The 26,638-nt window shown below is 72.1% G+C and carries 21 protein-coding genes and 1 pseudogene; 12 read left to right on the top strand and 10 right to left on the bottom strand.

Features of this window, described 5'->3' with window-relative positions; genetic code table 11:
- Positions 1–31 precede the first annotated feature (31 nt).
- Both ACWER9_RS22305 and ACWER9_RS22300 read right to left on the bottom strand, forming a co-directional pair.
- Positions 32–1,069, bottom strand: a complete 1,038-nt coding sequence (locus tag ACWER9_RS22305) for a hypothetical protein (RefSeq protein WP_452303664.1) — start codon at positions 1,067–1,069, stop codon at positions 32–34.
- An 11-nt stretch (positions 1,070–1,080) separates the two neighbouring features.
- Positions 1,081–1,674, bottom strand: a complete 594-nt coding sequence (locus tag ACWER9_RS22300) for a hypothetical protein (RefSeq protein WP_452303663.1) — start codon at positions 1,672–1,674, stop codon at positions 1,081–1,083.
- A gap of 209 nt (positions 1,675–1,883) precedes the next feature.
- On the opposite strand from ACWER9_RS22300, the pseudogene ACWER9_RS22295 reads away from it, so the two are divergent.
- The 8 genes and pseudogenes from ACWER9_RS22295 to ACWER9_RS22260 form a co-directional block, all read left to right on the top strand.
- Positions 1,884–2,090 (top strand): annotated as a pseudogene (locus ACWER9_RS22295) (catalase); the annotation flags it as partial.
- A gap of 381 nt (positions 2,091–2,471) precedes the next feature.
- Positions 2,472–4,832, top strand: a complete 2,361-nt coding sequence (locus tag ACWER9_RS22290) for a nitrate- and nitrite sensing domain-containing protein (protein ID WP_452303662.1) — start codon at positions 2,472–2,474, stop codon at positions 4,830–4,832.
- A complete protein-coding gene (locus ACWER9_RS22285; protein ID WP_452303661.1) occupies positions 4,832–5,254 on the top strand; it encodes a roadblock/LC7 domain-containing protein in 423 nt (140 codons plus the stop codon). The genes ACWER9_RS22290 and ACWER9_RS22285 overlap by 1 nt, the downstream gene beginning before the upstream one ends.
- A complete protein-coding gene (locus ACWER9_RS22280; protein ID WP_452303660.1) occupies positions 5,244–5,633 on the top strand; it encodes a DUF742 domain-containing protein in 390 nt (129 codons plus the stop codon). The genes ACWER9_RS22285 and ACWER9_RS22280 overlap by 11 nt, the downstream gene beginning before the upstream one ends.
- Positions 5,614–6,216 (top strand): GTP-binding protein, encoded by a 603-nt coding sequence (locus tag ACWER9_RS22275; protein WP_452303659.1) that lies wholly within the window; start codon positions 5,614–5,616, stop codon positions 6,214–6,216. The genes ACWER9_RS22280 and ACWER9_RS22275 overlap by 20 nt, the downstream gene beginning before the upstream one ends.
- Positions 6,217–6,303: 87 nt before the next feature.
- The gene (locus tag ACWER9_RS22270; RefSeq protein WP_452303658.1) at positions 6,304–7,341 is read left to right on the top strand and encodes a lactonase family protein; all 1,038 of its coding nucleotides are present in this window, start codon (positions 6,304–6,306) and stop codon (positions 7,339–7,341) included.
- Positions 7,342–7,498: 157 nt separating this feature from the next.
- The gene (locus ACWER9_RS22265) at positions 7,499–9,256 is read left to right on the top strand and encodes a substrate-binding domain-containing protein (RefSeq protein ID WP_452303657.1); all 1,758 of its coding nucleotides are present in this window, start codon (positions 7,499–7,501) and stop codon (positions 9,254–9,256) included.
- A 217-nt stretch (positions 9,257–9,473) separates the two neighbouring features.
- Positions 9,474–10,955: a sugar transferase gene (locus tag ACWER9_RS22260; RefSeq protein WP_452303656.1), complete on the top strand. Its 1,482-nt coding sequence runs from the start codon at positions 9,474–9,476 to the stop codon at positions 10,953–10,955.
- A 7-nt stretch (positions 10,956–10,962) separates the two neighbouring features.
- Here the strand turns inward: ACWER9_RS22260 and ACWER9_RS22255 are convergent, their stop codons facing one another.
- A complete protein-coding gene (locus ACWER9_RS22255; protein ID WP_452303655.1) occupies positions 10,963–12,093 on the bottom strand; it encodes a PP2C family protein-serine/threonine phosphatase in 1,131 nt (376 codons plus the stop codon).
- 57 nt (positions 12,094–12,150) lie between these two features.
- Between ACWER9_RS22255 and ACWER9_RS22250 the strand changes: the two genes are divergently transcribed.
- Positions 12,151–12,816: a MarR family winged helix-turn-helix transcriptional regulator gene (locus ACWER9_RS22250; protein WP_452303654.1), complete on the top strand. Its 666-nt coding sequence runs from the start codon at positions 12,151–12,153 to the stop codon at positions 12,814–12,816.
- A gap of 18 nt (positions 12,817–12,834) precedes the next feature.
- Here the strand turns inward: ACWER9_RS22250 and ACWER9_RS22245 are convergent, their stop codons facing one another.
- Together ACWER9_RS22245 and ACWER9_RS22240 are read right to left on the bottom strand one after the other, a co-directional pair.
- Positions 12,835–14,445: a SpoIIE family protein phosphatase gene (locus tag ACWER9_RS22245; protein WP_452303653.1), complete on the bottom strand. Its 1,611-nt coding sequence runs from the start codon at positions 14,443–14,445 to the stop codon at positions 12,835–12,837.
- Positions 14,446–14,570: 125 nt separating this feature from the next.
- Positions 14,571–15,809 carry an ROK family transcriptional regulator gene (locus tag ACWER9_RS22240; protein WP_452303652.1) on the bottom strand — a complete coding sequence of 413 codons (1,239 nt, stop codon included), beginning with the start codon at positions 15,807–15,809 and terminating at the stop codon, positions 14,571–14,573.
- Between the two features lie 78 nt (positions 15,810–15,887).
- Here ACWER9_RS22240 and xylA point away from each other — a divergent pair, with 78 nt between their 5' ends.
- The 3 genes from xylA (at position 15,888) to ACWER9_RS22225 (ending at position 20,040) form a co-directional block, all read left to right on the top strand.
- The gene (xylA, locus tag ACWER9_RS22235) at positions 15,888–17,075 is read left to right on the top strand and encodes a xylose isomerase (protein WP_452303651.1); all 1,188 of its coding nucleotides are present in this window, start codon (positions 15,888–15,890) and stop codon (positions 17,073–17,075) included.
- A gap of 10 nt (positions 17,076–17,085) precedes the next feature.
- Positions 17,086–18,513, top strand: coding sequence for a xylulokinase (xylB, locus tag ACWER9_RS22230; protein ID WP_452303650.1), 1,428 nt, complete (start codon positions 17,086–17,088; stop codon positions 18,511–18,513).
- A gap of 93 nt (positions 18,514–18,606) precedes the next feature.
- Positions 18,607–20,040 carry an MFS transporter gene (locus tag ACWER9_RS22225; RefSeq protein WP_452303649.1) on the top strand — a complete coding sequence of 478 codons (1,434 nt, stop codon included), beginning with the start codon at positions 18,607–18,609 and terminating at the stop codon, positions 20,038–20,040.
- Positions 20,041–20,296: 256 nt separating this feature from the next.
- On the opposite strand, the gene ACWER9_RS22220 is transcribed toward ACWER9_RS22225, so the two are convergent.
- The 5 genes from ACWER9_RS22220 to ACWER9_RS22200 form a co-directional block, all read right to left on the bottom strand.
- The gene (locus ACWER9_RS22220; RefSeq protein WP_452303675.1) at positions 20,297–21,973 is read right to left on the bottom strand and encodes a glycoside hydrolase family 13 protein; all 1,677 of its coding nucleotides are present in this window, start codon (positions 21,971–21,973) and stop codon (positions 20,297–20,299) included.
- A gap of 30 nt (positions 21,974–22,003) precedes the next feature.
- Positions 22,004–23,050, bottom strand: a complete 1,047-nt coding sequence (locus ACWER9_RS22215; protein ID WP_452303648.1) for a LacI family DNA-binding transcriptional regulator — start codon at positions 23,048–23,050, stop codon at positions 22,004–22,006.
- 69 nt (positions 23,051–23,119) lie between these two features.
- The gene (locus ACWER9_RS22210) at positions 23,120–24,088 is read right to left on the bottom strand and encodes a carbohydrate ABC transporter permease (RefSeq protein ID WP_452303647.1); all 969 of its coding nucleotides are present in this window, start codon (positions 24,086–24,088) and stop codon (positions 23,120–23,122) included.
- Position 24,089: 1 nt separating this feature from the next.
- A complete protein-coding gene (locus ACWER9_RS22205) occupies positions 24,090–25,136 on the bottom strand; it encodes a carbohydrate ABC transporter permease (RefSeq protein ID WP_452303646.1) in 1,047 nt (348 codons plus the stop codon).
- A 70-nt stretch (positions 25,137–25,206) separates the two neighbouring features.
- Positions 25,207–26,553 (bottom strand): ABC transporter substrate-binding protein, encoded by a 1,347-nt coding sequence (locus ACWER9_RS22200; protein WP_452303645.1) that lies wholly within the window; start codon positions 26,551–26,553, stop codon positions 25,207–25,209.
- Positions 26,554–26,638 lie beyond the last annotated feature (85 nt).

Below are 26,638 nucleotides of genomic sequence, written 5' to 3'. Positions count from 1 at the left end.
CGGCCGGGGCGCCAGGTGCTTCTCGCCTGTCTCAGCGACCGAGTACGCGGTCCAGGAAGTCGCGGTAGTTGCGGACCGCCATCCGCAGTTGCTCGGTGTCGGCCGAACCGGCGTCCTGCCACCCGCCGAGCGTGTTCTTCTGGGCGGCCAGCGCCGAGGAGAGGGCCTGGATGGCCTCCTCCACCAGCGACTGCGCCTCGCCGGCGGCCGCCTGCGGGTCGTCGACGAAACGCAGTTGCACGTCCCGCCAGCGGTCCCGGAAGCCCTGCGCGGTGTCCGCTTCGAGCAGCGTCGCCGGCTCGGCGGCGACTGTCGAACCGGCCGGGCGGTGCGTTCCGGCGGACTCCAGCGTGTGGCTGGTGTCGTCGTCGCCGGGGACCGGCTCGCCGTCCGCGTCCGGGTCGACCATCTCCGGCGTCGCGCTGCCGTAGCCGGCCGCGCCCGCCGTGGCGGCGTCCCGGTCGCCGGTCAGGTCGCTGCGGCGCTCGGGGTCGCCGTCCGTGGTGCCCGGCGGGACGACGGTCCGCGCGGACGTGTCCGCGTCGGTGCGGGCGTCCAGGTCGGTGCGGTCGTCGACGTCGACGTCAGCGCTGTCGTCGACGTCCGTGTGGCGGCGGTGCAGTTCGGCGGTGGGGTCGGCGCGTAGACCTTCCCGCTCGCCGTCCTCGGCGCCGTCGCCGGGCTGGGCGGTCCGCTCGGCCCGAGGGTCCGGCTTGTCCTCAGGGTGCGGGCTGGCCAGCGCGGACGCGGCCACCGCGTCGGCCACCGTGGTGGCGCCGAACGTCGTCGGCAACGGCCCCGGCTCGTGGAAACCGCCGTCGTCGGTCGAACGGTCGTCGCGCCGGTGGCGGGAGCCGGAGTCGTCGGTCGACTCGTCGTCGGCCGGGTCGTACGCGGCATCCCGGTCGGTGCCGGCGGTGGTCTGGTCGTCGAAGGTGCCCCTGTCGTCGAGGGCGTCCTCGGGGACGTCGGAGCGGCCGGCCCGGTCGTTGGCCGGAGGTACCGGCACGGGCGCGGACCGGACGGCCTCCGGGTGGTCGTTGCTCACCTGCTGCTCTTCCTGGCGCATCGGTGGCCTCCTCAGCGGCTCGTGGCGTCGTGGTCCGGGTGGTGGCGCTGTTCGGGCGTGCGGTGGCCGACCGGCTCCTCGCCCAACAGGTCGGCGAAGAGCGCGCGGTAGTGCACGACGGCCTGCCGCAGCTCCTCGGTGTCGGCCTCACCTCGGGAGTTGCGCAGGTGGATCTCGTGCGCGTCCCGGTAGTTGGTGAGCGTGCGGGCGTGCTCGACGGAGAGGTGGGCGATCTGGTCGGAGAAGTCACCGGTCGGGTAACCCTGCTCCTCGATGAGCCGGGTGACCAGTTCGTCGGCGTCGCCCACGGTCTCGCCGGGGGAGTCGATGAAGCGGACCTGGAGTTCCTCCCAGGCCGCGGCGTACCGGGCCCGCGACTCAGGGGTGAGTGGGGTGAGCGTGAGCTCGGCGTGTCGGCGTTCCCGGTCGCGCAGTTCGCGCTCGGCGGCGGACCGGCTGTCCTGTTCCGCCACCACCCGGTCGTACTCCGGCCCGAACCGGCTTCGCAGCGCGCGACGGCTGTTGAGCGAACGGACGGCCACGGCCAGTGCCGCGACGATCACCAGCACGACGAGCACGATGACGATTATCTGCGTGGGCGACATGGGCTCCTCCTTCGTCATCTGGTATTCCCTCCGCGCGGTGATCGCCAATCCCGATCCGAGGCACTTTCCTGACGCAGCGCACGGCCCGGACAAACTTGACTCATTCCAGAGAAGGCGCTTGGGTGGGGTGATGCACCCAAAGGCCAGCAAGCCGATCCTCACCGCCCGGCAGGGTCACCCCGTGCACAACAACCAGCAGCAGCGGACGATTCGGCGAGTTCGAGGCGTACGGGACCACCGGTGACGAGCCGGCCGCGACGTACACCCGGGCCAAGCTGTTCCAGGTCAGGGGCAGGAAGACTCCGGTGAGCGTGCGCCTCTCCACGGTCATCGGCGGCCGCGACTCCTCCGAGGCCACCCGCGACCCGCGCGGTTTCGCCGTGAAGTTCCGCACCGAGGACCCACCGCGCCGGTAACCCGCACACCAACTTCGAACCGTCCTCGGTGGCCGGTTTCGACCAGGCCGACGAGTCGCACCGGGAGTACCGGCCGTTCGTCTCGGGTCGGGTCGTGCGGGCGCCGATCGAGCGGCAGAACAACTACGCCCAGGCCGGTGAGCGCCGAGGGCCTCGGCATCGCCGACCACGCCTGACGTCGCCCGTTCGCCGTTCCCACCCCGCGCACATCCCGGAGCGTCGATGTCGGCGCGACGGGCGGTAGTGCAACCGCCCTCGATTACGTATCCTGCCCAGGGCGCCCGCGCCGGTGCCCGGCGACGCGGCCGGGTGGGCAGCCAGTCGGCGCGTCGCCCGGCGGCGCCGGCACCCCTCCTGCCACCCCTGCACGGGCGAGGTCTGATGAAAACCCGCGACTGGCCGATCCGCTCGAAGCTGACCGCGCTGGTCGTCGCGCCGGTGACCGCCCTCCTGGCGCTGTGGATCTTCGCGACCACACTGACCTTCGGGCCCGCGCTGAACCTGCTCTCCGCCCGTACCCTGCTGTACGACCTGGGTCGCCCCGGCGAGACGGTGGTCACCGAGCTGCAACGGGAACGCCGGCTCTCGGTGGTGCAGCTCGCCGGAAGGACCGAGCTGCCCGCCCTCGCCGAACAGCGCGGGCGCACCGACCGGGCGGTCACCGAGCTGCGCCGCCGGGTCGACGGGGAGCCCCTGCGCGACGCCGCGGACGACCTGCTGGAGGCCCGGGTCGACAGGTTGGTCAGCGCCCTCGCGGCGCTGCCCAGCGGCCGGACATTCATCGACGACCGCAAGGTCGACCGGGCCGGCGCGATCGGCCTGTACAGCGGCATGGTCGCCGCGGCCTTCCAGGCGTTCGCCGGCATGGCCACTCTGGACGACCCGGACCTCAACCGGCAGGCGCTGGCGCTCACCGCGCTGGGTCGCTCCCGGGAACTGCTCGGCCAGACCGATGCGCTGCTGGCCGGCGCGTTGACCGCCGGACGGTTCGCCGAGGGGGAACACACCCAGCTCGTGCAGGCCATCGGCAACCAACGGTGGCTCACCGAGAACGCGGTGGCCGACCTGCCCGAGAGCAGCCGGGGCGCGTACCAACGGCTGACCGAGGGCGAGGCGTTCATCCGACTGCGCACGATGCAGGACGCGCTCGTCGTACCCAACCGCTCCGGCCGGCCGACGGTCGACGCGGCTGCCTGGCAGGCCAGCCAGGACGCGGTGCAGCAGCAGTTGCGGGACTTCGAACTCTCCGAGGCCGACGCCCTCACCGACCGTTCGGTGCCGATGGCGGTCGGCATCCTGGTGCGGCTGGCCGCCGCCGGCGTGCTCGGGCTCGTCGCCGTCGTCGTCTCGGTGCTGGTGGCGCTGCGGGTCGGCCGCACCCTGGTCCGGCGGCTCAGCGGCGTCCGCACCGCCGCCTTGGAGCTGGCCGAGCACCGGCTACCCGACGTGGTGACCCGGCTGCGTCGTGGCGAGCAGGTCGACGTGGCCCGGGAGGCGCCGCCGTTGGAGTACGGCCACGACGAGATCGGCGAGGTCGGCCGCGCCTTCACCGAGGTGCAGCGCACCGCCGTCCAGGCCGCGGTGGACGAGGTCACCCTGCGCCGCGGGCTCAACGAGGTCTTCCTCAACATCGCCCGGCGAAGCCAGAGCCTGGTGCATCGTCAGCTGCACCTGCTCGACCGGATGGAGCGCCGCAGCGAGGACCCGGACGAGCTGGCCGAGCTGTTCCAGGTCGACCACCTGGCCACCCGGCTCCGCCGGCACGCCGAGGACCTCGTCATCCTCGCCGGCTCCGCACCCGGCCGGGGTTGGCGCAACCCGGTCGCGATGGTCGACCTGATCCGTGGCGCCATCTCCGAGGTCGAGGCGTACGAACGTGTCGACGTCACCGCGGTGCAGCCGGCCGGGGTGCTGGGGCGGGCGGTCGGCGACGTCATCCACCTGCTCGCCGAGCTGATCGAGAACGCCACCGCCTTCTCGCCGCCGGACACCCGGGTCACCGTCACGGGGGCGCAGGTGGCCAACGGGTACGCCCTGGAGATCACCGACCAGGGGCTGGGCATGTCCGGCGTGGCGCTGGAGACCGCGAACACCCGGCTGGCCAGCTCGCCCGAGTTCGACCCGGCGCAGAGCGCCCGACTCGGCCTGTTCGTGGTGGCCCGGCTGGCGGCCCGGCACGGCGTACGGGTGCGGTTGCGCTCGTCCGAGGAGGGCGGCGTAATGGCAGTGGTGCTGGTCCCCGGTGACCTGGTCACCGCCGAACCACCGGCCGGCCCCGACCCGGCCACGCTTGGCGTCGCGTCGGCCGACCCGAGCCGGCGACTGGCTCGGACGGCGCGTCGGGGCACCGTGACCCGCCCCCGTACCCGCCCGCCGACGGCCCCGTCCGTCAGCACGGGCCCGCCCGCCCCGGCCGGAGCGCCGGCCTCGGCCACCCTGCCGGCCGGTGGGCGTGGTGCGGGATCGGAGACCGCCGACGAGCCGGACGACGAGCTGGACGGCCTGCCCCGCCGGGTGCGACGTCGTACCCCCGCCGCCCAACCCCGGTCGACAGTCACCGACACGCCGTCGCCCCGCTCGCCGGAGGAGGTCCGCCAGGTGATGGCGGCGTTGCAGGCCGGCACCGCGCGCGGACGTGCCACCGCCACCCCGGCGGCGTCGACAAATCCGGCGGTCCCGCTCGCCCCCACCGACCCGCCGACGACCCCCGAACCCCCGACCGCGACTGAGAGGGACGCCTAGTGCGGCATTCGACGAAGCAGAGCGCCGGCCTCGACTGGTTGCTCGACGAGCTGGTGCAACGGGTACCGGCCGCCCGGGAGGCGGTGGTGCTCTCCGCCGACGGCCTGCTGCTCGGCTCCTCGGCCGAGTTGGAGCGCTCCGACGCCGAGCACCTCTGTGCGCTCGCGGCCGGCTTCTCCAGCCTCGCCCGGGGCGCCAGCCGGCACGTGGACGGCGGGCCGGTTCGGCAGACCGTCGTGGAGATGGAGGAGGCGTACCTCTTCGTCACCGCCGCCGGGCAGGGTGCCTGCCTGGCCGTGGTGAGCGACGCCGACGCGGACATCGGGCTTGTCGCGTACGAGATGGCCATGCTGGTGATCCGGGTGGGGGAGAGCCTCGCCGCGCCGGCCCGTTCGGCAGCGGGTGCCGGAGATGCGGACTGAGCCGCCCGGGCCGCAGCACGAGTGGCTGGATGGCGACGCCGGCCCGGTGATGCGCCCGTACACGCTCACCGGAGGCCGGGTACGCTCCGCCGTCGACCACTTCAATCTGGTCGCGTTCGTGTTGGCCGGTCCGGACGTCGACGCGGCGAGCCATCCGCGCCTGCTGCCGGAGCACCGACGGCTTGTCGCGTTGGCCCACCGGCCGGTGTCGGTCGCCGACCTGGCAGCCGAGCTGGACCTCGCGGTCGGCGTGGTCCGGGTACTGCTCGGTGATCTCCTCGCCGAGGGCCTGGTCGCGGTGCACGAGCCGCCGGCCGCCGGCATCCTTCCCGACGACGACATCCTCAAGGCGGTGGTCAGTGGACTCCGTGCGCTTTGACCAGGTGGGCACCAGCACCACCATCCCGCTGGCCCTGAAGATCCTCATCGCGGGGGGCTTCGGAGCCGGCAAGACGACCTTGGTGAGCGCTCTGAGCGAGGTCCGTCCGTTGCAGACCGAGGAGGTGCTGACCGGCGCCGGGATCGGCACGGACGACCTCTCCGGCGTGGAGGGCAAGTCGACCACCACGGTGGCGATGGACTTCGGCCGGATCACCATCAACGACGACCTGCAGGTCTACCTGTTCGGCACGCCAGGTCAGGACCGGTTCTGGTTCCTCTGGGACGAGTTGGCCTTCGGCGCGCTCGGCGCGGTGGTGCTCGCCGACACCCGGCGGTTGGCCGACTGCTTCCCCTCCATCGACTACTTCGAGCAGCGCGGCATCCCGTTCGTGGTGGGCGTGAACTGTTTCGACGAGTCCCGCCGGTTCAACCTGGAGACCGTACGCCGGGCGCTCGACCTTGACCCGGACGTGCCGATGGTGCTCTGCGACGCCCGGGACCGGCAGTCCGGGAAGATGGTGTTGATCTCTCTGGTGGAGCACGTCGCCCGGCAGCGCGGCGAGCCGGTGCCGGCGGCCTGAGATCCGGGCCGGAAAGCCGGTTAACGGGCGGGCAACGCGGGCAGGCTCTGGTTGGATCGACGGAGGATGCCGGCGGAGGGGTGGGACGTGAGCGGTCAGGGTGAGGTCGTCCACATCGGGGGCTACACCGCGCAGAGCGGTGGGCGCGGCAGCGGCATCGTGGCGGCCCGTCGTGACCCGACGACCGGGGCGCTGACCCCGCTCGGCACGGCTGCGGTCACCGCGTCCCCCTCCTTTCTGGCGCGGCACCCCACCCAGCCGGTGCTCTACGCGGTCAACGAGCTGACGGCCGGTGAGGTCAGCGCCTGGCAGGTAGGGGCGGACGGTGCGTTGGACCCGCTCGGCAGCCGATCCACCGGCGGCGCCGAGCCCTGCCACCTGGCGGTGCTGCCCGACGGCGGTCACCTGCTGGCGGCCAACTACGGCAGCGGCAGCATCGCGGTCTTCCCGCTCGACCCGCAGGGCGTGCCCGGTGACCGCACCGATCTGGTGGTGCACGAGGGGCACGGCCCCGATCCGGAGCGCCAGGACCACGCCCACGCCCACATGGTCTCGCCGGGCACGGGGCGGGGGCCGATCTTCGCCGTGGATCTGGGCACCGACTCGGTCTACCGGTACGACCTCGACGACGCGACCGGACGACTGGTGCCGCGCGCGCCGCGGATGCGTACGACGCCCGGCACGGGTCCCCGGCACCTGGCCCGGCACCCTGACGGACTGCGCTGCTACCTCGTCGGTGAGCTGGACGCCTCGGTCACCGCGTACGAGTTGACCGCCGATGGCGCGCTGCACCAGCGCGGGCGGGTCGAGGCGAGCGAGCGGGCCGGTCACGTCCAGCCCTCGGAGGTCGCGGTCGCCCCGGATGGTCGCTTCCTCTACGTGGCCAACCGCGGGGTGGGGACCGTGGCGGTGTTCGCCCTGACCGGGGAGCTGCCCGAGCTGGTGGCCGAAGTGGACACCGGCGGCGAGTGGCCCCGGCACTTCGCCCTGATCGGGGAGCACCTCTATGTGGCCGACGAGCGGGCGGACATGGTCCGGGTGTTCCGGCGTGACGCCGAGACCGGCGTACCGGAGGCGGTCGGCGAACCGGTGCCGGTGCCGAGCCCGACGTGCGTATTGTCCTGAACGATGGTTTAGAGACGTGAGCGTTGCCCTGATTCGGCAACGCCACGAGGCTGTCACGTCACTCTCTGTTGCAAAAAAGTGGGCAACTGTTTCTCCTCCGTAACTTTAGTCCGAACGGATGTGGCAGAGACGGCACCTAGTACGCAAGATGGTCACCGTGTCAGCAGGCCGCCATCGCATGCGTTCGAAACTCCACCTCGCCGCCGCCGCCGCAACTGTGGGCGTCCTCGTCGTCACGACGGGCGCGTGGTTCGGCTATCGGGAGTTGATCCAGCCCAGTTGCTCAGGGGAGATCCGGCTCGCCGTGGCGGTCGCCTCCGAGCTGGCGCCAGCTGTGGATGCCGCCGCGTCCCAATGGGTCAAGGATGGCGCCGCGGTGGGCCCGACCTGCATCCGCGTCGACGTCTCCGCGTCCGACCCGGTCGACGTGGCGGCCGTCGTGGCGGCCAAGCACGGCGCTGTGCTGGCCGGTGTGGGGCAGGCCAGTGGCACCGCCGTCAGCCCGGACGTCTGGGTGCCCGACTCCTCGACCTGGCTGCTGCGGTTGAAGAAGGACGCGACCGCGTTCGCTCCGACCAACGGCGCGTCCATCGCGCGCAGCCCGATCGTCGTGGCGATGCCCGAGCCGATCGCCACCCGGCTGGGCTGGCCGGACAAGAAGTTCAACTGGACCGACCTGCTCAAGCAGGTCAACAACACGAGTTCGCCGCTGCGGACCGGGATCGTCGAGCCGACCCGCGACGCGGCGGGCCTCTCCGGTCTGCTCTCGTTGACCGCGGCCGCAAACGGTGCCGGCGGCGACGCCCAGCGCAACACCGTCGGGGCGCTCCGCGCACTCGCCACCGGGCGTTCCTCGCTCCGCAACGACCTGCTGGCCCGTTTCCCGACGGCGAACGACTCGACGTCCATCGCCAGTGGTCTCGGCGCGGCGGCCCTGTCCGAAGAAGACGTGATCGCCTACAACAGCAAGAAGCCGCCGGTGCCGCTGGCCGCGCTCTACATGGAGCCGGCGCCGATGCCGCTGGACTACCCGTACGCGGTGCTGCCCGGCATCGAGCCGAGCAAGGCGTCGGCGGCCCGGGTGCTGTTCGAGCTGCTCACCAGCCCCACCTTCCGGGACCGGCTCGCCGCGCAGTCGCTGCGCGCGCCGGACGGCAACTGGGGCGACGGCTTCAAGGCCCCGCAGGGTGCTCCGAGCCCGTCCGGTGGCGCGCCCACCGCGCCGGCCAACGGCGGCACCGCGGCGGGTGGCCTGGACCCGGCCGCCATCCAGCGGGTCGTCTCCAGTTGGTCGATCGCCACCCAGTCCGGTCGGATGCTCGCCGTCATCGACGTCTCCGGCTCGATGAAGGACGAGGTGCCGAGCGCCAACAACCGCAGTCGGGAGGAGGTCACCGTCGACGCGGCCCGGCGCGGTCTCGGCCTCTTCGACGACTCCTGGTCGATCGGCCTGTGGACGTTCTCCACCAAGCTGGTCGGCAACCGGGACTACCGGGAGTTGGTGCCCATCGGCCCGCTCTCCAGTCAGCGGGCCCAGTTGGAGGGCGCGCTCGCCACCGTCAAGCCCTCCAGTGGTGACACCGGCCTCTACGACACCATGGCGGCTGCGTACCAGGCGGTGCAGGAGAACTGGCAGCCCGGTCGGGTCAACTCGATCGTGCTGTTCACCGACGGCAAGAACGAGGACGACAACGGCCTCAACCAGCAGCAGCTCCTCGCAAAGCTCAAGCAGCTCGCCGACCCGGAGCGACCGGTCCAGGTCATCATGATCGGTATCGGCGAGGGCGTCAGCAAGGCGGAGCTGGAGTCGATCACCAAGGTGACCGGTGGCGACGTGTTCGTCACCAAGGACCCGAGCGAGATCGGAAGCATCTTCCTCAGCGCCATCGCGCGGCGTCCGCCAGCCCCGCGCTGATTCGACGCTCAGACGCCGAAGGGGCCTGCCGTACCGTCGATTCGGTGTGGCAGGCCCCTTTTCGGCCACCAGGTTGTTGAAGAAAAGTGACGGCAATACGTCCGAAGCAATCGGCAGTCATAGTTGTCAAGGCAGGATGTCGACTGTTCCGGCATAGTCGGTCCGCCTACGGCCCGACCCGTCGGCCGGGGCCATCCTGTACAGAGTGGGAGGGCCGGTGAGCGTGGCGACACTGTTGACCCCCGCCACGTCGGCGGAGCCGGACGGTCGACGCGCCGGGCTGGTGGCACGCGCCGACGAACGGTCCTACGTCCGGGTCCTGGTGGTACTGGACACCACAGTCCTCATCATCGCGCTGTTGATCGGGTACGTCACCCGTTTCGGTGACGGGGAGCCCACCGGCTCGGAGATCCCGTACGTGCTCGTCGCCCCCGCGTTGGTGCTCGCCTGGCTGGTCTCGCTCAAGGCGCTCGGCTGCTACGACGACCGGGTGATCGGCTACGGCGCGGACGAGTACCGGCGGGTCAGCTCCGCCAGCCTGCGCCTGGCCGGGGCGATCGCCATCATCGGCTACATCGCCGACGTCGGCGTCTCCCGGGGCTTCCTGGGCATCTCGTTCGCTGTCGGCACCGTCGGGCTGGAGGTGGCGCGGTTCGCCGCCCGCAAGCGCCTGCACCGGGCCCGCTCGCTCGGCGCGGGCTGGTCCCGCAAGGTGCTCGTGGTCGGCGACACCGCCCACGTGTTGGAGCTGGTCCACACCCTGCGGCGCGAGCCGTACGCCGGCTACCAGGTGGTGGGCGCCTGCATCCCGGACGCGCTGCTCGCGCCGGTGGCGCAGCGGCTGGGCGACGTGCCGGTGGTGGGGTCGTTCCGGGGCATCCCGGAGGCCGCCACCGCGATCGGCGCGGACACGGTCGCGGTGACCGCCTCCGGTGAGCTGACGGCGGCCCGGCTGCGCCGCCTCGGCTGGCAGTTGGAGGGGACCGGCGTCGACCTGGTCGTGGCACCCGCGCTCACCGACGTCGCCGGCCCACGGATCCACACCCGCCCGGTCGCCGGCCTGCCGCTGATCCACGTCGAGGCACCCGAGTTCCGCGGGGCCCGCAAGCTGGTCAAGGGTCTCGTCGACAGGTCCGTCTCGTCGCTGGCGCTGGCGCTGCTGCTGCCACTGATCGCGTGCATCGCCCTGGCCATCAAACTGGACAGCCGGGGCCCGGTGCTGTTCCGCCAGGTCCGGGTCGGCCGGGGCGGGCAGGAGTTCGGCGTGTTCAAGTTCCGCACGATGGTGGTGAACGCGGACGCGCTGCTCGCCGAGCTGACCGCGCGTAACGAGACCGACGGTCTGATGTTCAAGATGCGCCAGGACCCCCGGGTGACCCGCGTCGGTCGGCTGCTGCGCAAGTGGTCACTCGACGAGCTGCCGCAGCTGGTGAACGTCCTGCTGGGGCAGATGAGCCTGGTCGGGCCGCGTCCGCCGCTGCCGTCGGAGGTGGCCCGCTACGACGGCGACGTGGCCCGGCGGCTGCTGGTCAAGCCCGGGATGACCGGCCTGTGGCAGGTCAGTGGCCGCTCCGACCTGAGTTGGGAGGACGGCATCCGGCTCGACCTCTACTACGTGGAGAACTGGTCCCTCGCCGCCGACCTCACCATCCTCTGGAAGACCTTCGGCGCGGTGCTGAACGGCCGCGGAGCGTACTGACCACGGGTCAGGCTTGCGGGCCGGTCCAGTCCAGGCAGACGACCACCGCGTCGTCGATCAGGTCACCGGCCACGAACGCGCGCAGGTCACCGATGAGCGACCGGACGGCGTCCAGGGGTGCCATCGGCCCGGTCCGCCGCAGGAACCGGTCCAGTGCCGTCTCGCCGTAGCGCGTGTGCTGGCCGGCGGCCTCCACCACCCCGTCGCTGACCACGAAGACCCGGTCGCCGAGCGCCAACGGGAACTTCTGCTCGTGGTAGTCGGTCGCCTCGAACATGCCCAGCGGGAACTGCGCCTCCAACGGCTGCTGGGTGACCTCCCCGTCGCGGAGCAGGACCAGTCGGGGCGACCCGGCGTCCACCACCGTCATCATCCCGGAGCGCAGGTCCAGCTCCATCAGCAACGCGGAGAGGTGCTGCTCGCCCCGGTGCAGGTCATAGATGGCCTGGTCGGCGAGGGCGGCCTGGTCGCCGAGGCTCAACCCGGCCCGACGCGCGTTGCGCAGCGCGTGGGTGCCCAGCGACGTGAGCAGGGAGGCGGCCACGCCCTCACCGGTGCCGTTGATCGTGGACAGCCAGAGTCGTTCCCCGTCGTCGGACCAGTCGAAGCTGTCGCCGCGCACCGCGTACGCGGGCTCCAACTGCCCGGCGAGGCTGAACGAGGGACGGATCCGGCTCCGACCGGGTAGCAGGTCCCACTGCATCTCGGCGGCCAGGGTGAGGCGCTGGCTGCGCCGGGCCGCCCGATAGACGTCGGTGCCGGCGGAGACCGCCGCCACCTCGTGGGCGAGCGCGGTGGCGATCTCGGCAAGCGCGGCGACGACCTCCCGGTCGTCCGGCACGGGTGACAGGCACAGCACCCCTCGGCGCTCGCCACGCATGGTGACCGGGAACCAGGCGGTGCCGTCGACGAGTATCGGCGACTGGTGGTCGAAGGCGCGCCAGGCCGGGTGCCCGGGGCTCGTGATCGAGGCGCCCTCGGCGAGGGGAAGCAGCTCCGCGAGCCGGTAGTCGACCTGATAGAGCTCGATGTCGGTGATGCCGTACGACCGGGCGAGCACCTCCCCGATTCCACCGACGAGCCGGTCGGCCGGTGTCTCGTTCAGGGCACGTCGTGCCTGACTGACCGGTTCGCTCATCGTCGCTCCTCGTTGAAAGTTCGACTACCAGTGGGCTCGGAGTAGTCTCGGGCCACCATGGCCGAACTGAACGGTCCGACGGACCCTGAGACGAGTATGGCTGCCGCGCTGGACGCGGCGGCCGCAGCCCTGCTGGGCATCTGGGAGTCTGCCCGGGAGGGGACCGCCAGCCGCGTCTCCGGTGCCCAGTTACGGGCGGTGATGGTGGTGGAGCAGTCCGACGGGATCAACCTGCGTCGGCTCGCCTCCCGACTCGACATGCTGCTCAGCTCCGCCAGCCGTCTCTGCGACCGGCTGGTCGCCGCCGGCATGCTGGAGCGCGAGCCGGGCCGCTTCGACCGGCGGGAGATCTCGCTGCACCTCACCACCGAGGCCCGCCGGCTCCTCGCCGAGCTGCGGGCCGACCGCCAGGCCCAGCTCGCCGCCGTGCTGGCCGGAATGGGCCGGGAGGGCCGCGACGCGCTGCTGCGCGGCATGCGGGAGTTCGACGAGACAGCCCGCCGCCAGCAGGTGCAGGAAGAGCCGCCGCCCCGTGAGTCGACGGGGCAGGGGGACTGGCCGAACGACCCGGACCGGCCCGGTGGCCGGCCGAGGGACTGGTCGGCCGATCCGGCTCGGCCGCCCCGAGCGGCGTGGACGGGCCCGTCGGGTGGTCCGGAACGATCTGTCGGCACCCCTCGAGAGTGGCCGGCCGGCGACCCGCCGGTGGCACGTACCGCCTGATCGAGCCGGCCGTGTCGGTCATGCTGGCGCCGAGGCGCTGACCGCGAGCATCGCGATGTCGTCGTGGGCCTGCCCGTCGAGCCAGTCGTCCACCGCCCGGAGCACCCGGTCGATGAGTGCCGCCGGCGGTTGCCCGGCCGCCGCGACGAGCGCGGCGCGCAGCCGGGCCTCGCCGAACTTCGCCGGGTCGCGCGGCCCGCGCGCCTCGGTCACCCCATCGGTGTACGCGAGCAGCAGGTCGCCCGGATCGAGGTGCACCCGGGTCTCGGTGAACCGTGCGGCCGGCAGCGCCCCCACCGGCATGCCACCCACCGGCACCGCGGTGACCGTGCCGTCGGCGGTGACCAGCAGCGGCGCCGGATGTCCCCCGCCGGCTATCCGGACGGTCAGCCCGGCCGACTCCCGGTCCAGAGAACCGAGCAGCAGGGTGGTGAGCTGGCTGCGCCGCGCCGCGTCCGGCGCGTCGAACAGCGCCTGGTTGAGCAGGCGGATCAGCTCCAGTGGTCGTTGCTCGACGAGCCGTAGCGTCTGCAACGACTGGCGGACCCGGCCGGTCAGCACCGCAGCGCCCACCCCTTTGCCGCACACGTCGCCGACCGCGAACAGGGCACCGCGCGGGTGCGGGAAGACCTCGTAGAAGTCGCCGCCGATGCGCAGGGTGTCGCCCGCCGCCCGGTAACCGCCGGCCATGGTCACGCCGGGTACGACGGGCAGCTCGGGCGGGAGCAGACTGGTCTGGAGCACCCGGGCCAGGTGGGCCTGCTCACCGTGCAGGTCGGCGGTGGCGAGCGCGGCTCCCGCGCGGGCGGCGAACTCCCGGGCCAGCTCCGCGTCGCGCCTGTCGAACCCGCCCCGCCCGGGTCGGCGGACGAGCAGCAGCGCACCGGCCGACCCGCTGGCGCTGAGCAGCGGGTTGACCAGCACCGTGCCGACGGGGCCGAACCCCGGCGGCAGCAGCTCGGCCAGGTCGGCGTGCGGGGTGCCGGGCATAGGGCCCGACTCGGCGCCGTCGCCGGTCAGCGCCTCGGCCAGCCCGGGAACGGCGCCGGTCAGCGCGGGGCTGGCCAGCCCGGTGACCGGGGCCCGCTCGCCGTCGGCGTACCGGATCCACCTGGCGTGCGGCTCGGCAGGTGGGGTCGGTCGGGGCAGTGCCACGGCGACGTCGGCCAGGTACGGAACGGCGAGCGTGGTGGCGGCCCGGAGGACCTCGTCCCGGTGCAGGGTCAGCGCCAGCCGGCTGCCGGCCTGGGCGAGGAACGCGGTGCGGGAGCGCTCGGCGAGCAGGGCGTCGGCGCGGGCGTGCTCCTCGGTGACGTCGCGGACGTACCACGCCCACCGGGAGCCGCTGAGTTGCCGCCGGACGCCGCGCAGTCGCCGGCCGTGGTGGTCGGCGTCGAAGCGGTCCGACCCGTCGGCGACCGCCCGGGCCAGCGCGGCAACCGGGCAGCGGGCCAGCTCGGTGCCGGCGGCGATCTCCGGGATCAGCTCGGCCGCCATGGCGTTGACCAGGGTGACCCGGTCGGCCCCGTCTGTCGTCAGCACGGCCTCGGCGAGCCCGTCGAGCAGCTCGCGGGCCAACCGCTCATCGGCCGGCAGCGGGGTGCCGCCGGGTTGCCGGGTCGTGGTCACCGCCGGACGCCGGCCCGCGTCTGACGACGTGTGCGCATGCTGCTACTCGACTCCTCACCGGGGATCGTTGCCTGACAGCAAGGGTACCGATCCTCCCCGACAGCGGCCCACGGCGTGGGTGGCGATCAGCCGGCGCGAGCCAGCCAGCCGGCGGGCTGGGCGATGATCCGGCGGGCCACCGATCCGGCGGCGCCCACCGCGGCGGCCTCGGCGCCGAGCGTCGACGGCCGGACCGTGACCGGTGACCAGGCGGCGGTGAGCACCCGGGCGTCGATCTCGGTGAGCACCGGAGGGCACAGCCAGGTCGCCAGCGCCGCGTAACCGCCACCGAGCACCACGGTGTCCAGGTCGAGCAGGTTGACGACACCGGCGACCGCGACACCGAGCGCGGTGCCGGCCTCGTGCAGCGCCCGTAGGGCGGCGGCGTCGCCGGCCTCGGCCAACTCGGCCAGCCGGGCCGTCGCGGTGTCGGCCGGAAGCTCCGCCCGGGCCAGCCCGGCGGCGGTCACGATCGCCTCCTGACCGGCGTACTGCTCCAGGCAGCCCTGCCCGCCGCAGCGGCAGGGTCGCCCCTCGGGGTGGACGGGGAGGTGCCCGATCTCGCCGCTCCACCCGCGTACGCCCCGGAACAGGGCCCCGTCGAGCACGATGCCGGCACCGATGCCCACCTCTCCGGAGATGTGCAGGAAACTGGCCGGGCCGGGTGGCCGCGCGTGCAGCTCGCCGAGCGCGGCCAGGTTCGCCTCGTTGTCGACAACCAACGCCGGGACGCCGGGCACCTCCTCGACGAGCGGTGGGTGCTCGGCGAGCAGCGCGGGCACCGGCACGTCGGCCCAGCCGAGGTTCGGGGCCAGCCGGACCAGCCCGTCGTCGTCCACCAGGCCGGGCACCGCGAGAGCGGCCCCGACCAGGGTGAGGCCCTGGTTGGCGGCGTCCTCCCGGGCCGCCCCGGCCAGCTCGACCAGCCGGGCCAGGGCGTCGGCGGGGGCCACCGGGCGCAGGTCCGCCCGGTGCACGGTGCGGTGCCGGACCTGCCCGGCGAGGTCCACCACGCAGACCGCCAGGTAGTCGACGTTGACCTCCAGGCCGAGCCCGGCCGGCCCCTGATCGGCCAGGACCAGTCCGCGTGCCGGGCGGCCGGCGCCGGAGCGGGGCGCGGGGTCGGACTCGCTCACCAACTGGCCGGCGAGCAGGTCCTCGACCACGGCGGACACGGTGGCTCTGGTCAGGCCGGTGGCGGTGGCCAGGTCGGCTCGGGAGGGGGGTCGGTCGGCCGTGGCGATCCGGCCGAGCACCAGGGCGAGGTTGAGCTCGCGGAGGCTGCCCTGACGGACCGCGCCGGCCGGGGCGTGGGTGAGGCTCACCCCTTGACACTGCCATAGGGTGGGCAAATAATTCAATCGCTGAACAAATACCTGACAACACCACCCCGGAGGTCGCTCATGGCACCCCGTCCCACCCCCGCCGACAAGTTCTCCTTCGGCCTCTGGACCGTGGGCTGGCAGGCCCGCGACCCGTTCGGTGACGCCACCCGCCCCGAGCTGGACGCGGTCGAGGCGGTGCACCGGCTCGCCGAGCTGGGCGCGTACGGCATCACCTTCCACGACGACGACCTGATCCCGTTCGGTGCCGACGCGGCCACCCGCGACCAGCACATCGCCCGGTTCCGCAAGGCCCTCGACGAGACCGGCCTGGTGGTGCCCATGGTCACCACCAACCTCTTCACCCACCCCATCTTCAAGGACGGCGGCTTCACCAGCAACGACCGCGACGTCCGCCGCTTCGCGCTGCGCAAGGTGCTGCGTCAGGTCGACCTGGCCGCCGAGCTGGGCGCGAGCACCTTCGTCATGTGGGGTGGCCGCGAGGGCTCGGAGTACGACCTCGCCAAGGACGTCCAGGCCGCCCTGGACCGCTACCGCGAGGCCGTCAACCTGCTCACCCAGTACTCCATCGATAAGGGCTACAACCTGCGGTTCGCGCTCGAGCCCAAGCCCAACGAGCCGCGCGGCGACATCCTGCTGCCCACCATCGGGCACGCGCTCGGCTTCATCTCGCAGCTCGAGCACCCGGAGCTGGTCGGCCTCAACCCGGAGGTCGGGCACGAGCAGATGGCCGGGCTCAACTACGCCCACGGCATCGCCCAGGCGCTCTGGCAGGGCAAGCTGTTCCACCTCGACCTCAACGGCCAGCGCGGCATCAAGTACGACCAGGACCTGGTCTTCGGCCACGGCGACCTGATGAACGCGTTCGCCCTGGTGGATCTCCTGGAGAACGGCGGCCCCGACGGCGGGCCGACCTACGACGGGCCGCGGCACTTCGACTACAAGCCGTCGCGCACCGAGGACATGGACGGGGTGTGGGCCTCCGCGGCGGCCAACATGAGCACGTACCTGCTGCTCAAGGAGCGCGCGGCGGCCTTCCGCGCCGACCCCGAGGTGGTCGAGGCGCTGGCCGCGAGCAAGGTCGGCGAGCTGAGCACGCCGACGCTCGGCGAGGGCGAGGGGTACGAGGAGTTCCTTGCCGACCGCTCCGCGTTCGAGGACGTCGACGTGGACGCGGTGGCCGCCCGGGGCTTCGCCTTCGTCCGGCTCAACCAGCTCGCCGTCGAGCACCTGCTCGGCGCCCGCTGAGGCCGCCGCCATGCCGTTCGTCGCAGGCGTCGACTCGTCCACCCAGTCCTGCAAGGTGGTGATCCGGGACGCGGAGACCGGCGCCCTGCTCCAGCAGGGTCGGGCCCCGCACCCCGACGGCACGGAGGTCGACCCGGAAGCCTGGTGGCAGGCGCTGCGCAGCGCCGTCGACCAGGCCGGTGGGTTGGCCGACGTGGCGGCGATCTCCGTCGCCGGCCAGCAGCACGGCATGGTGTGCCTCGACGAGGACGGCCGGGTGGTCCGCCCGGCGCTGCTGTGGAACGACACCCGATCCGCCGACGCCGCCGCCGACCTCGTCGAGGAGGCCGGCGGCGGTGCGGCCGGGAGTCGGTTCTGGGCCGAGGCCACCGGCAGCGTTCCGGTGGCCAGCTTCACCATCACGAAGCTGCGGTGGCTGGCCCGGCACGAACCGGAGTTGGCCGCCCGGGTGGCCGCCGTCTGCCTGCCCCACGACTGGCTGACCTGGCGGTTGGCCGGTGCGCCCGGGTTGGGTGCGTTGCGTACCGACCGGGGCGACGCCAGCGGCACCGGCTACTGGTCCCCGGCCACCGGCGACTACCGACTGGACCTGCTGGAGCGGGGCTTCGGTCGGCGGTTGGTGGTGCCCGAGGTGCTCGGTCCGGACGAGTCGGCGGGGAAGCTCGCCGACGAGCTGGGCGGGCCGGGTGGAGCGCTGCTCGGCGCGGGCACCGGAGACAACGCCGCCGCCGCGCTGGGCGTCGGTGCCGGCCCCGGTGACGTGGTCGTCTCGATCGGCACCTCCGGCACCGTGTTCAGCGTCGCCGACGTGCCGGCCGCCGACGAGAGCGGCGCTGTCGCCGGCTTCGCCGACGCGTCCGGCCGTTTCCTGCCCCTGGTCTGCACGCTCAACGCCGCCCGGGTGCTTGACGCCGCCGCCGCCATGCTCGGCGTCGACCTGGACGAGCTGGCCGAGTTGGCGCTCTCCGCGCCGGCCGGGGCGGACGGGCTGGTCATGGTGCCCTACCTGGAGGGCGAGCGGACGCCGAACCGACCGCTCGCCACCGGCGCGGTGCACGGCCTGACCCTGCGCACGTCGACCCCCGCGCACCTGGCCCGGGCCGCCGTGGAGGGCATGCTCTGTGCGCTCGCCGACGGGTTGGACGCGTTGACCGCACAGGGCGCCACCGTCCGCCGGGTCATCCTGGTCGGCGGCGGGGCCCGGTCGGCGGCGGTGCGCCAGATCGCCCCGCAGGTCTTCGGCTGCCCGGTCGTGGTCCCGCCGGCCGGCGAGTACGTCGCCGACGGCGCCGCCCGCCAGGCCGCCTGGGTCGCCCTGGGCGGTGCCGCGCCGCCGGTCTGGGCGGTCGAGGGCACCGAGGAGTACGCGGCACCTGCCGTCCCCGCCGTCCGCGACCAGTACGCCGCGGCGCGCGGGCTGGTGCTCGACCGGCGCTGAGCGTCGGAATCGACACGTGTGGGTGCCGGTCGGCGGTGACCGGCACCCACCCGCGTGACGACCGCCTGCACGCAGTCTGGTTGGCTGCCGGTCATGACGGTGACCAGTGGCGGGCCCCACCTGCGCCCGCACGGTCGGGGCGGTGGCCCGGCGCACCGGTTGTACAGCGTGGTGGTGTTCGTGCTGCTCGCCTCGCTGGACAACGTGGCGATCGGGTTGGTCCCCCCGCTGTACGGCCCGATCTCCGACGCGTTCGACGTGTCCGGGCGGCTGCTCGGCGTGGTCACCGCCGTCAGCTTCCTGGTCAGCGCGGTCGCGGCGGTCGGCTGGGCGTACGTCGGGGACCGGACCAACCGCAAGCCACTGCTGATGGTGGGCACGCTCCTCTGGGCGGCCGGCACCGGCGGTAGCGCGCTTGCCGGCGGCTACCTGACGTTCCTGGCCGCGCAGTTGGTCGCGGCGATCGGCCTCGGCGCGGTCGGCTCGGTGGGCTTCTCCGTCGTCACCGACCTGATCTCGCCGACCCGGCGCGGGCTGGTGATGAGCTTCTGGGGGCTCTCCCAGGGGGTCGGGACCCTTGCTGGCACGCTCGTCGGCGGGCTGCTCGGGGCTGCCGACTGGCGCCGCCCGTTCCTGTTGCTGACCGGCGTCGGCCTCGCCGCGACAGTGGCCTACCTGTTCACCTACGACATCCGGCGCGGCGAGAGCGAGCCGGAGTTGGCCGGCAGGCTCGACGCCGGTGCCGAGTACGACTACCGGATCAGCCGCGCCGACCTGCCGCGCATCCTGGCCCGGCGGACCAACAGGTGGCTGATCCTGCAGGGCCTGACCGCGCAGGCCGCGTTCGGCTCGCTGGTCTGGTTGCCGGTGCTCTTCGCCGAACGGGCCGAAGCCCAGGGCTACTCGACGTCGACGGCCGTGGTGGTGGGCAGTGTCTTCGCCACCCTGTTCCAGCTCGGTGGGGTGCTGTCCATCGTGGGTGGGCTGATCGGCGACGCGGTGCAACGGCGTACGCCGCGAGGGCGGGCACTCGTCGCCTCGGTCGGCATCCTCGCCGCGCTGCCGTTCTACCTCGTGTTGTTCTTCGTGCCGGTGACCATCGACGTGCCGGACGGCGCGAGCGGCGGCGCGGTGGTCGGCGCGGTGCTGGCGAGTGTCTTCACCGAACCCTCGGTCGGGTTGAGCCTGCTCACCGCGATCGTGGCGCTCGCGTTGACCTCGGCCAACTCGCCGAACTGGTTCGCGTTGATCGCCGACGTCAACCCGCCCGAGCACCGCGGCACCGTCTACAGCCTGGGCAATCTGGTCAACGGGGTCGGTCGCGCCGCCGGCAACGGGCTGGTCGGGGTGGCCTTCCAGGCCCTGCGAACGACGTTCCCCCCACCGCTGAACTTCGCCGTCGGGCTGGCCGCGTTCCAGCTCTTCTTCATCCCGACGGGTGTCATGTACTGGCTGGCGTCGCGAACCTCACCGGCGGACATCGAGAACGTGCACGACCTGCTACACACCCGAGCCGACCGCCTCTGACCACAAGATCCACGCCCCGCGCCGCCCGGGTCGATCATGGACTTGTGGTGGGCGACAAATCACCTGTTTGGGCATCAATCCGGCACCACAACTCCATGATCGATGAACCCGAGCCGCCCGTCTCCGCGATCTTGCACTTTCTGTCCCGACATAAGTCGGTGAATCGTCTACGACATCAGCTCTACAGCGGGCCGCTCCACGTCGACCGACCCGCCCTGGGAGCGTCGCTTGCCGGGGCGGGTCGGTCGGTTGTGGGTCAGGCGGTGCGCAGCCAGACGGTCACGTCGGTCGGGACCGCGCCGTCGTCGTCGAGCGGGGCGCTGCTGGCGAGCACTTCGGCGTCGGCCGGCACCGGCACGGGGGCGGCGCCGAAGTTGGTCAGCACGCTCAGCTCACCATTGCGGAAGCTCAGCACCTCGTCGCCGGAGGACAACCACTCCAGGGTGCCGCGACCCAGCCCGTGGGCGCGGCGCAGCCGCAGCGCCGTGCGGTACAGCTCGTACGTCGAGCCGGGCACGTCGCGCTGGCGGTCCAGCGCGTACTCCGCCCAGAGCGCGGGCTGCGGCAGCCAGCTCGCGTCGGTCGGCCCGAAGCCGTACGACGGGGCGTCGGCCTCCCACGGGATCGGCACCCGGCAGCCGTCCCGGCCCCGCTGGGTGTGCCCGCTGCGCGCCCAGGTCGGGTCCTGCCGGGCCTCGTCGGGCAGCGTGGTGTGCTCGGGCAGCCCCAGCTCCTCGCCCTGGTAGAGGTACGCCGAGCCGGGCAGCGCGAGCATCAGCAGGGTGGCCGCCCGGGCCCGCCGCAGACCGAGTGCGGCGTCCGGCTGCGGGTCGCCGATGCCGATGCCGTTGGGGCGTACGGTGCCGATCGGCAGGCCGAGCCGGGAGGCGTGCCGCACCACGTCGTGGTTGGACAGCACCCAGGTGGTCGGCGCGCCGACCGAGTCGGTCGCCTCCAACGAGCGGGTGATCACCGCGTACTGGGCCGGTGCGGTCCACGCGGCGAGCAGGTACTCGAAGTTGAACGCCTGGTGCATCTCGTCCGGGCGGACGTAGCGGGCCAGCCGCTCGGCCGGCTCCACCCATGCCTCGGCCACGAGCACCCGCTCACCCGGGTAGCTCTCCAGCACCTGCCGCCACTGCCGGTAGATCTCGTGCACACCGTCCTGGTCCCACATCGGCGGGCGGGGCTTGTCGCCCTCGTTGCCGGAGAGGATCTCCTGGGGCTCCTGCCAGTCGGCCAGGTCGGCCTGCTTGATGAGGCCGTGCGCCACGTCGACGCGGAAGCCGTCCACCCCGCGGTCGAGCCAGAACCGCAGCACGTCCAGGAACTCCGCGTGCACCTCCGGGTTGTCCCAGTTGAGGTCCGGCTGCCCAGTGTCGAACAGGTGCAGGTACCACTGGCCGGGCTGCCCGTCGGCGTCGACAATCCGGGTCCAGGCTGGACCGCCGAAGACGCTCTGCCAGTCGTTCGGCGGCTGGTCGCCGACCGGGCCACGGCCGTCCCGGAAGATGTACCGGGACCTCTCCGCACTGCCGGGCGCGGCCGGCAGCGCGGCCTGGAACCAGCGGTGCGCCGACGAGGTGTGGTTCGGCACCAGGTCGACGATCACCCGCAGGTTGCGGGACCGGGCCTCGGCGATCAGCTTGTCCGCGTCGGCGAGGGTGCCGAACAGCGGGTCGATGTCCCGGTAGTCGGCCACGTCGTAGCCGGCGTCGGCCTGCGGTGAGGGGTAGAAGGGAGAGAGCCACACCGCGTCCACGCCCAGCTCGGCCAGGTGGTCGAGGCGGGCGGTGATGCCGGGCAGGTCACCGATGCCGTCCCCGTCCGAGTCGGCGAACGAACGGGGGTAGATCTGGTAGATGGCGGCCTCGGTCCACCAGCCGGTAGCCGGGTGACCGGAGGGGGTCTGCTGCGTCGGGTCGGTGTTCAGGGTCGTCTCCCGTGGTGCGGTGTGTGGATTTCAGTGTGCCCGGGGCGGCGCGGTCGAGTCCCGGACCACCAACCGGGTGGGCAGGACCACCGGAGTGTCGCAACCGGCGCCCCGTTGACTGACGATGGGGCCCGGCGGTCGGGCCCCGAGCGGGTCGAGCAGCATCTGGGCGGCCAGCCGGCCCTGCTCGGCGGCGGGCTGGGCGACGGTGCTGAGCCCGAGCACCCCGGCGAGGTCGTGGTCGTCGATGCCGACCACGCTGACGTCCTGCGGCACCCGCAGCCCGACGTCGCGCAGCGCGGTCATCGCGCCCATCGCCATCTCGTCGCAGGCGGCGACGATCGCGGTCGGTGGTTCGCCGCGGGCCAGTAGTTCGGCGGTGGCCCGGTTGCCGCCGTCGATGGTGAAGGTGGACTCGATGTCCAGGGTCGGGTCGGGTCGCAGGCCCGCGGAGCGCAACGCCGCCTGGTAACCCCGGCGTCGGTCGAGGTGGGTGGTGAAGGCCAACTCGTCGTCCGGGTCGCCGGAGATGTGGGCGATCCGGTGGTGGCCGAGGTCGATCAGGTGTCGGGTGGCGGCTCGCGCGGCTGCGACGTCGTCGATCCGTACGCACGGCCAGTTGGGCACCCTGCTGCCCGAGCTGATGGTGACTCCGGGCAACTCGAGCGTGGCCAGCGCGGTCAGGTCGGCCGGACGCAGTGGCGTGGCGACGAGCATCATCGCGTCCACCCGCTTGTGCAGGTTGGCCGTCCGCAGGACCCGCTGGCGGACCTGCTCCCGGCCGCCCAGGTTGTAGAGCAGCAGGTCGTAGCCGCACTGGTAGAGGTACTCCTCGACCGCCTCGACGACGGTGCTGAAGAACCAGCGGGTGATCCGGGGGACCACCACCGCGACCGTGCCGGTCCGGCCGCCGGCGAGCCGGGACGCGCTCGGTGAGACCTCGTAGTCGAGTTGCTCGGCGGCGGCGAGCACCCGACGCCGGGTGGCGGCCGAGACCGTCGGCAGTCCGCGCAGCGCCCGCGAGACGGTGGCCGTGGACACTCCGGCCAGCCGGGCCACATCATCGATCCTCGTCACGGTTTCCCCCGCTCGGTGCCCGGAGCGCCCGCCGCCGCCCGAGGGGCCAGGCGGCGGCGGGCGCGCGGGTCAGCCCTTGACGCTGCCGGCGAGCAGACCTCGCACGAAGAAGCGCTGCAGGGACAGGAACACGATGAGCGGTACGACGATGCTGACGAACGCACCGGCGGTGAGGCGCTGCCACTCGTTGCCCCGGGTGCCGGCCATCTCGGCGAGCCGGACGGTGAGCGGGGCGGTCTCGTTGCCGCCACCCGCGAAGATCAGCGCCACCAGCAGGTCGTTCCAGACCCAGAGGAACTGGAAGATGCCGAACGCCGCAAGCGCCGGGGTGATCAGCGGCAGCACGATGGTGCGGAAGATCTTCGGGTGGGTGGCCCCGTCGACCCGGGCCGCCTCCATCAGGTCACCCGGCAGTTGCGAGATGAAGTTGTGCAGCAGGAAGACGGCGAACGGAAGCGCGAAGCAGGTGTGCGCGAACCACACCTGGGCGAACTTCTGCTCGTCGACCAGATCCCAGGCCGGCATCAGGGTGACGCCGCCGAGGGTGACGCCGGTGGAGAAGAACTTCAGTAGCGGCACCAGGGCCATCTGCAACGGCACGATCTGCAACGCGAAGATCGCGATGTAGACCCAGTCCCGGCCACGGAAGTTGATCCACGCGAGCGCGTACGCGGCGAGGCACGCGAAGGCGAGCGGGAAGAGCACCGACGGAATGGTGATCGCCAGCGAGTTGATGAAGGAACCGGCGAGTTGCCCGGAGGACGCCGACCGCCCGAACAGGACCTGCTCGTAGTTCTCGAACGTGAACTGGGGGTTGGTGAAGGCAGTCCACCAACCGGTGGTCTTGATCTCGTCCTCCGGTCGGAGGGAGGAGACGAGCAGGCCGAAGGTCGGGATCGTCCAGACCACCGCGATGACGATCGAGACGAGCGTCGCGGTACGGCTGTTCAACCGCTTGCGGACCCGGCCGGCCGTGGTGGTCGGGGTGCCGTCGGTCTTCTGGGAACCGGCGGCGACGGTGGGCGTTGCGGTCGTCATCTCAGCCCTCCCGCTGCTGACGGAGGTTGCGGATCTGGTAGATCACGACCGGGATGACCAGGATGAAGAGGAAGACCGCGAGCGCGGAACCCTGCCCGTTCTGGCCGTACCGGAACGCCTGGTTGTACATCTCGCTGGCGATCACGCTGGTGTCGTAGTTGCCGTTGGTCGAGGTCCGGACGATGTCGAAGACCTTGAGCGTGGCGATGGTGAGCGTCACCACCACGACGATCAGCGCCGGACGGATGCTCGGCATGGTGATCTGCCAGAACATCTGCCACGGGCTGACGCCGTCGAGCCGGGCGGCCTCGACGATGTCGCCGGGGATCGCCTTGATCGCGGCGGAGAGCACCACCATGGCGAAACCGGCCTGGATCCAGACCATGATGACGATCAGCAGCAGCGTGTTCAGTGGTGACTCGAGCAGCCACTGCTTCGGTTCACCGCCGAGGCTGACCACGATCTGGTTGAGCAGGCCGATCTGGTCGCCGTCACCCCGGTAGGCGTAGACGAACTTCCAGATGATGCTGGCGCCGACGAAGGAGATGGCCATCGGCAGGAAGATCAGTGACTTGGCCACCGCCTCGAACCGGGCCTTGTCCACGAGTACGGCGTAGATCAGGCCGAAGCCGGTCGCCACCAGCGGGACCAGGAGCACCCAGACCAGAGTGTTGATCAGGACCCGGACGATCGAGTCGTCGGAGAACATCCAGCCGTAGTTGCGCAGGCCCACCCAGTTGGTGCTGCTCCCGTCCATCAGGGAGAGCAGTGTGGTGCGGATGGCCGGCACGACCAGGCCGATGACGAGCAGCAGCAGCGTCGGCAGCAGGAAGAAGAACGCGAAGAGCCCTTCCCGCTGCTTGCGTCGGCGGGGCAGCGGGCCCCCGCCCACGGAGGCGGCGACGAGCTGGGCCTCCCGCCGACGGGCGAACCAGGCCGGCACCACGTCGAGCAACAGGAGCAGACCGCCCACGACCAGCACGAAGGCGACCAGCCCGTACATCAGCATGAGGAACTTCGGCTGCTGATCGGCGAAGTCGAACTTCATCAACCCTCCCTTCCGGGTCCACCTCGGCCGGTGGCCCGGCCCGCGAACGCGGACCGGGCCACCGCCGGGATCACTTAGGCCAGCTGCTCTCGATGCCCTGGAGCACCGGGGCGGTCGGCTTGCCGTTCAGCCAGTCGACCATGCCCTTCCAGAACGTTCCCGCGCCGACGGCTGCCGGCATCAGGTCGGATCCGTCGAAGCGGAAGGTGCCCGTCTTGTCCTGGAGGATCTGGACGGAGAGCTTGTCGATCGGGCTGGCCACGTTGGCGATGTCCAGCTTGTTGTTCGCCGTGACCCAGTTGCCGAGCTTCGCGCGGCTGTTCACGTACTCCGCCGAGACGAGGTAGGTCTGCACGGCCTGGACCTCGGGACGGTCGGCGTAACCGACGACGAACTCACCGGCGCCCAGCACCGGCTTGCCCTTGGCCGGGTCGATGGTCGGGAAGTAGAAGGCGAACGCGTCGCCGTCCTCGGCCACCTTGGTGCCCTCGGGGAACTGGTTGGCGTAGAACGACGCCTGTCGGTGCATCGCGCACTTGCCGGTGGTCACCGGCAGGCCCGCCTCCTGGAAGGCGGTGGTGGTGATGCTCTTGACGCCGCCGAAGCCGCCGTTGACGTACTTCTCGTTCTTGAGGATGCTGCCGGCGCGGTCGACCGCGTCGACGATCTTCGGGTCGTTGAACGGGATGGCGTGGGTGGTCCACTGGTCGTAGACCTCGGGACCCTGGGTCCGCAGGACCACGTCCTCGATCCAGTCGGTGGCCGGCCAGCCGGTCGCGTCACCGGACTCGACGCCCGCGCACCACGGCTTCACGCCACTGGCGGCGATCTTGTCGCTCAGGGCGATGAGCTGGTCCCAGGTGGTCGGAACCTCCCAGCCCTTCTCCTTGAACGTCTTCGGCGAGTACCAGACGAAGGACTTCACGTTGGCGCCGAGCGGCACCCCGTAGAGCGTCCCGTTCACGGTGCCGTACTTCAGCCAGTCGGCCGGCACGTTCTGCTCGGCGAGGGCCTTGGTCTCGGCACTCAGGTTCTTCAGCTTGCCGGCGTCCGCGAAGCGCTTCACCAGGCCCGGCTGCGGCACGAAGGCGATGTCGGGGGCGTTGCCACCGTCGACCCGGACGGGGAGCTGCGCCTCGAACTCGCCGCTGCCCTCGTAGTCGATCTCGATGCCGGTGCACTCGGTGAACTGCGACCAGGAGCGCTCCAGCAGGTCCGCCTCGGCGTCACGGATGGACGCGTAGATGGAGACCTTCTTGCCGTCGTGGCCCTCGTACTTCTCGTATGCGGCGCACTCCGCGGAGCCCGCTTTGCTGCTCTTCTTGTCGTCGCCGGTACCGCAGGCGGTGGCGCTGAACGCCAACCCGAGTACGCCGGCGATCACGAAGGCCTGGCGTGGTCTGGTAAAGACCGCCATGCCGTCCTCCTTCCTAGCCGGCGCGGTCGTGCTGGTGACCCGTCGCCGGTCCGATTGGGCGTGCACACATGTAAGCGCTTGCATC

Source organism: Micromonospora sp. NPDC003944 (assembly GCF_053605225.1).
The sequence above is the reverse complement of the archived record's forward strand: the minus strand, read 5'-3'. Positions and strand labels throughout refer to the sequence as shown.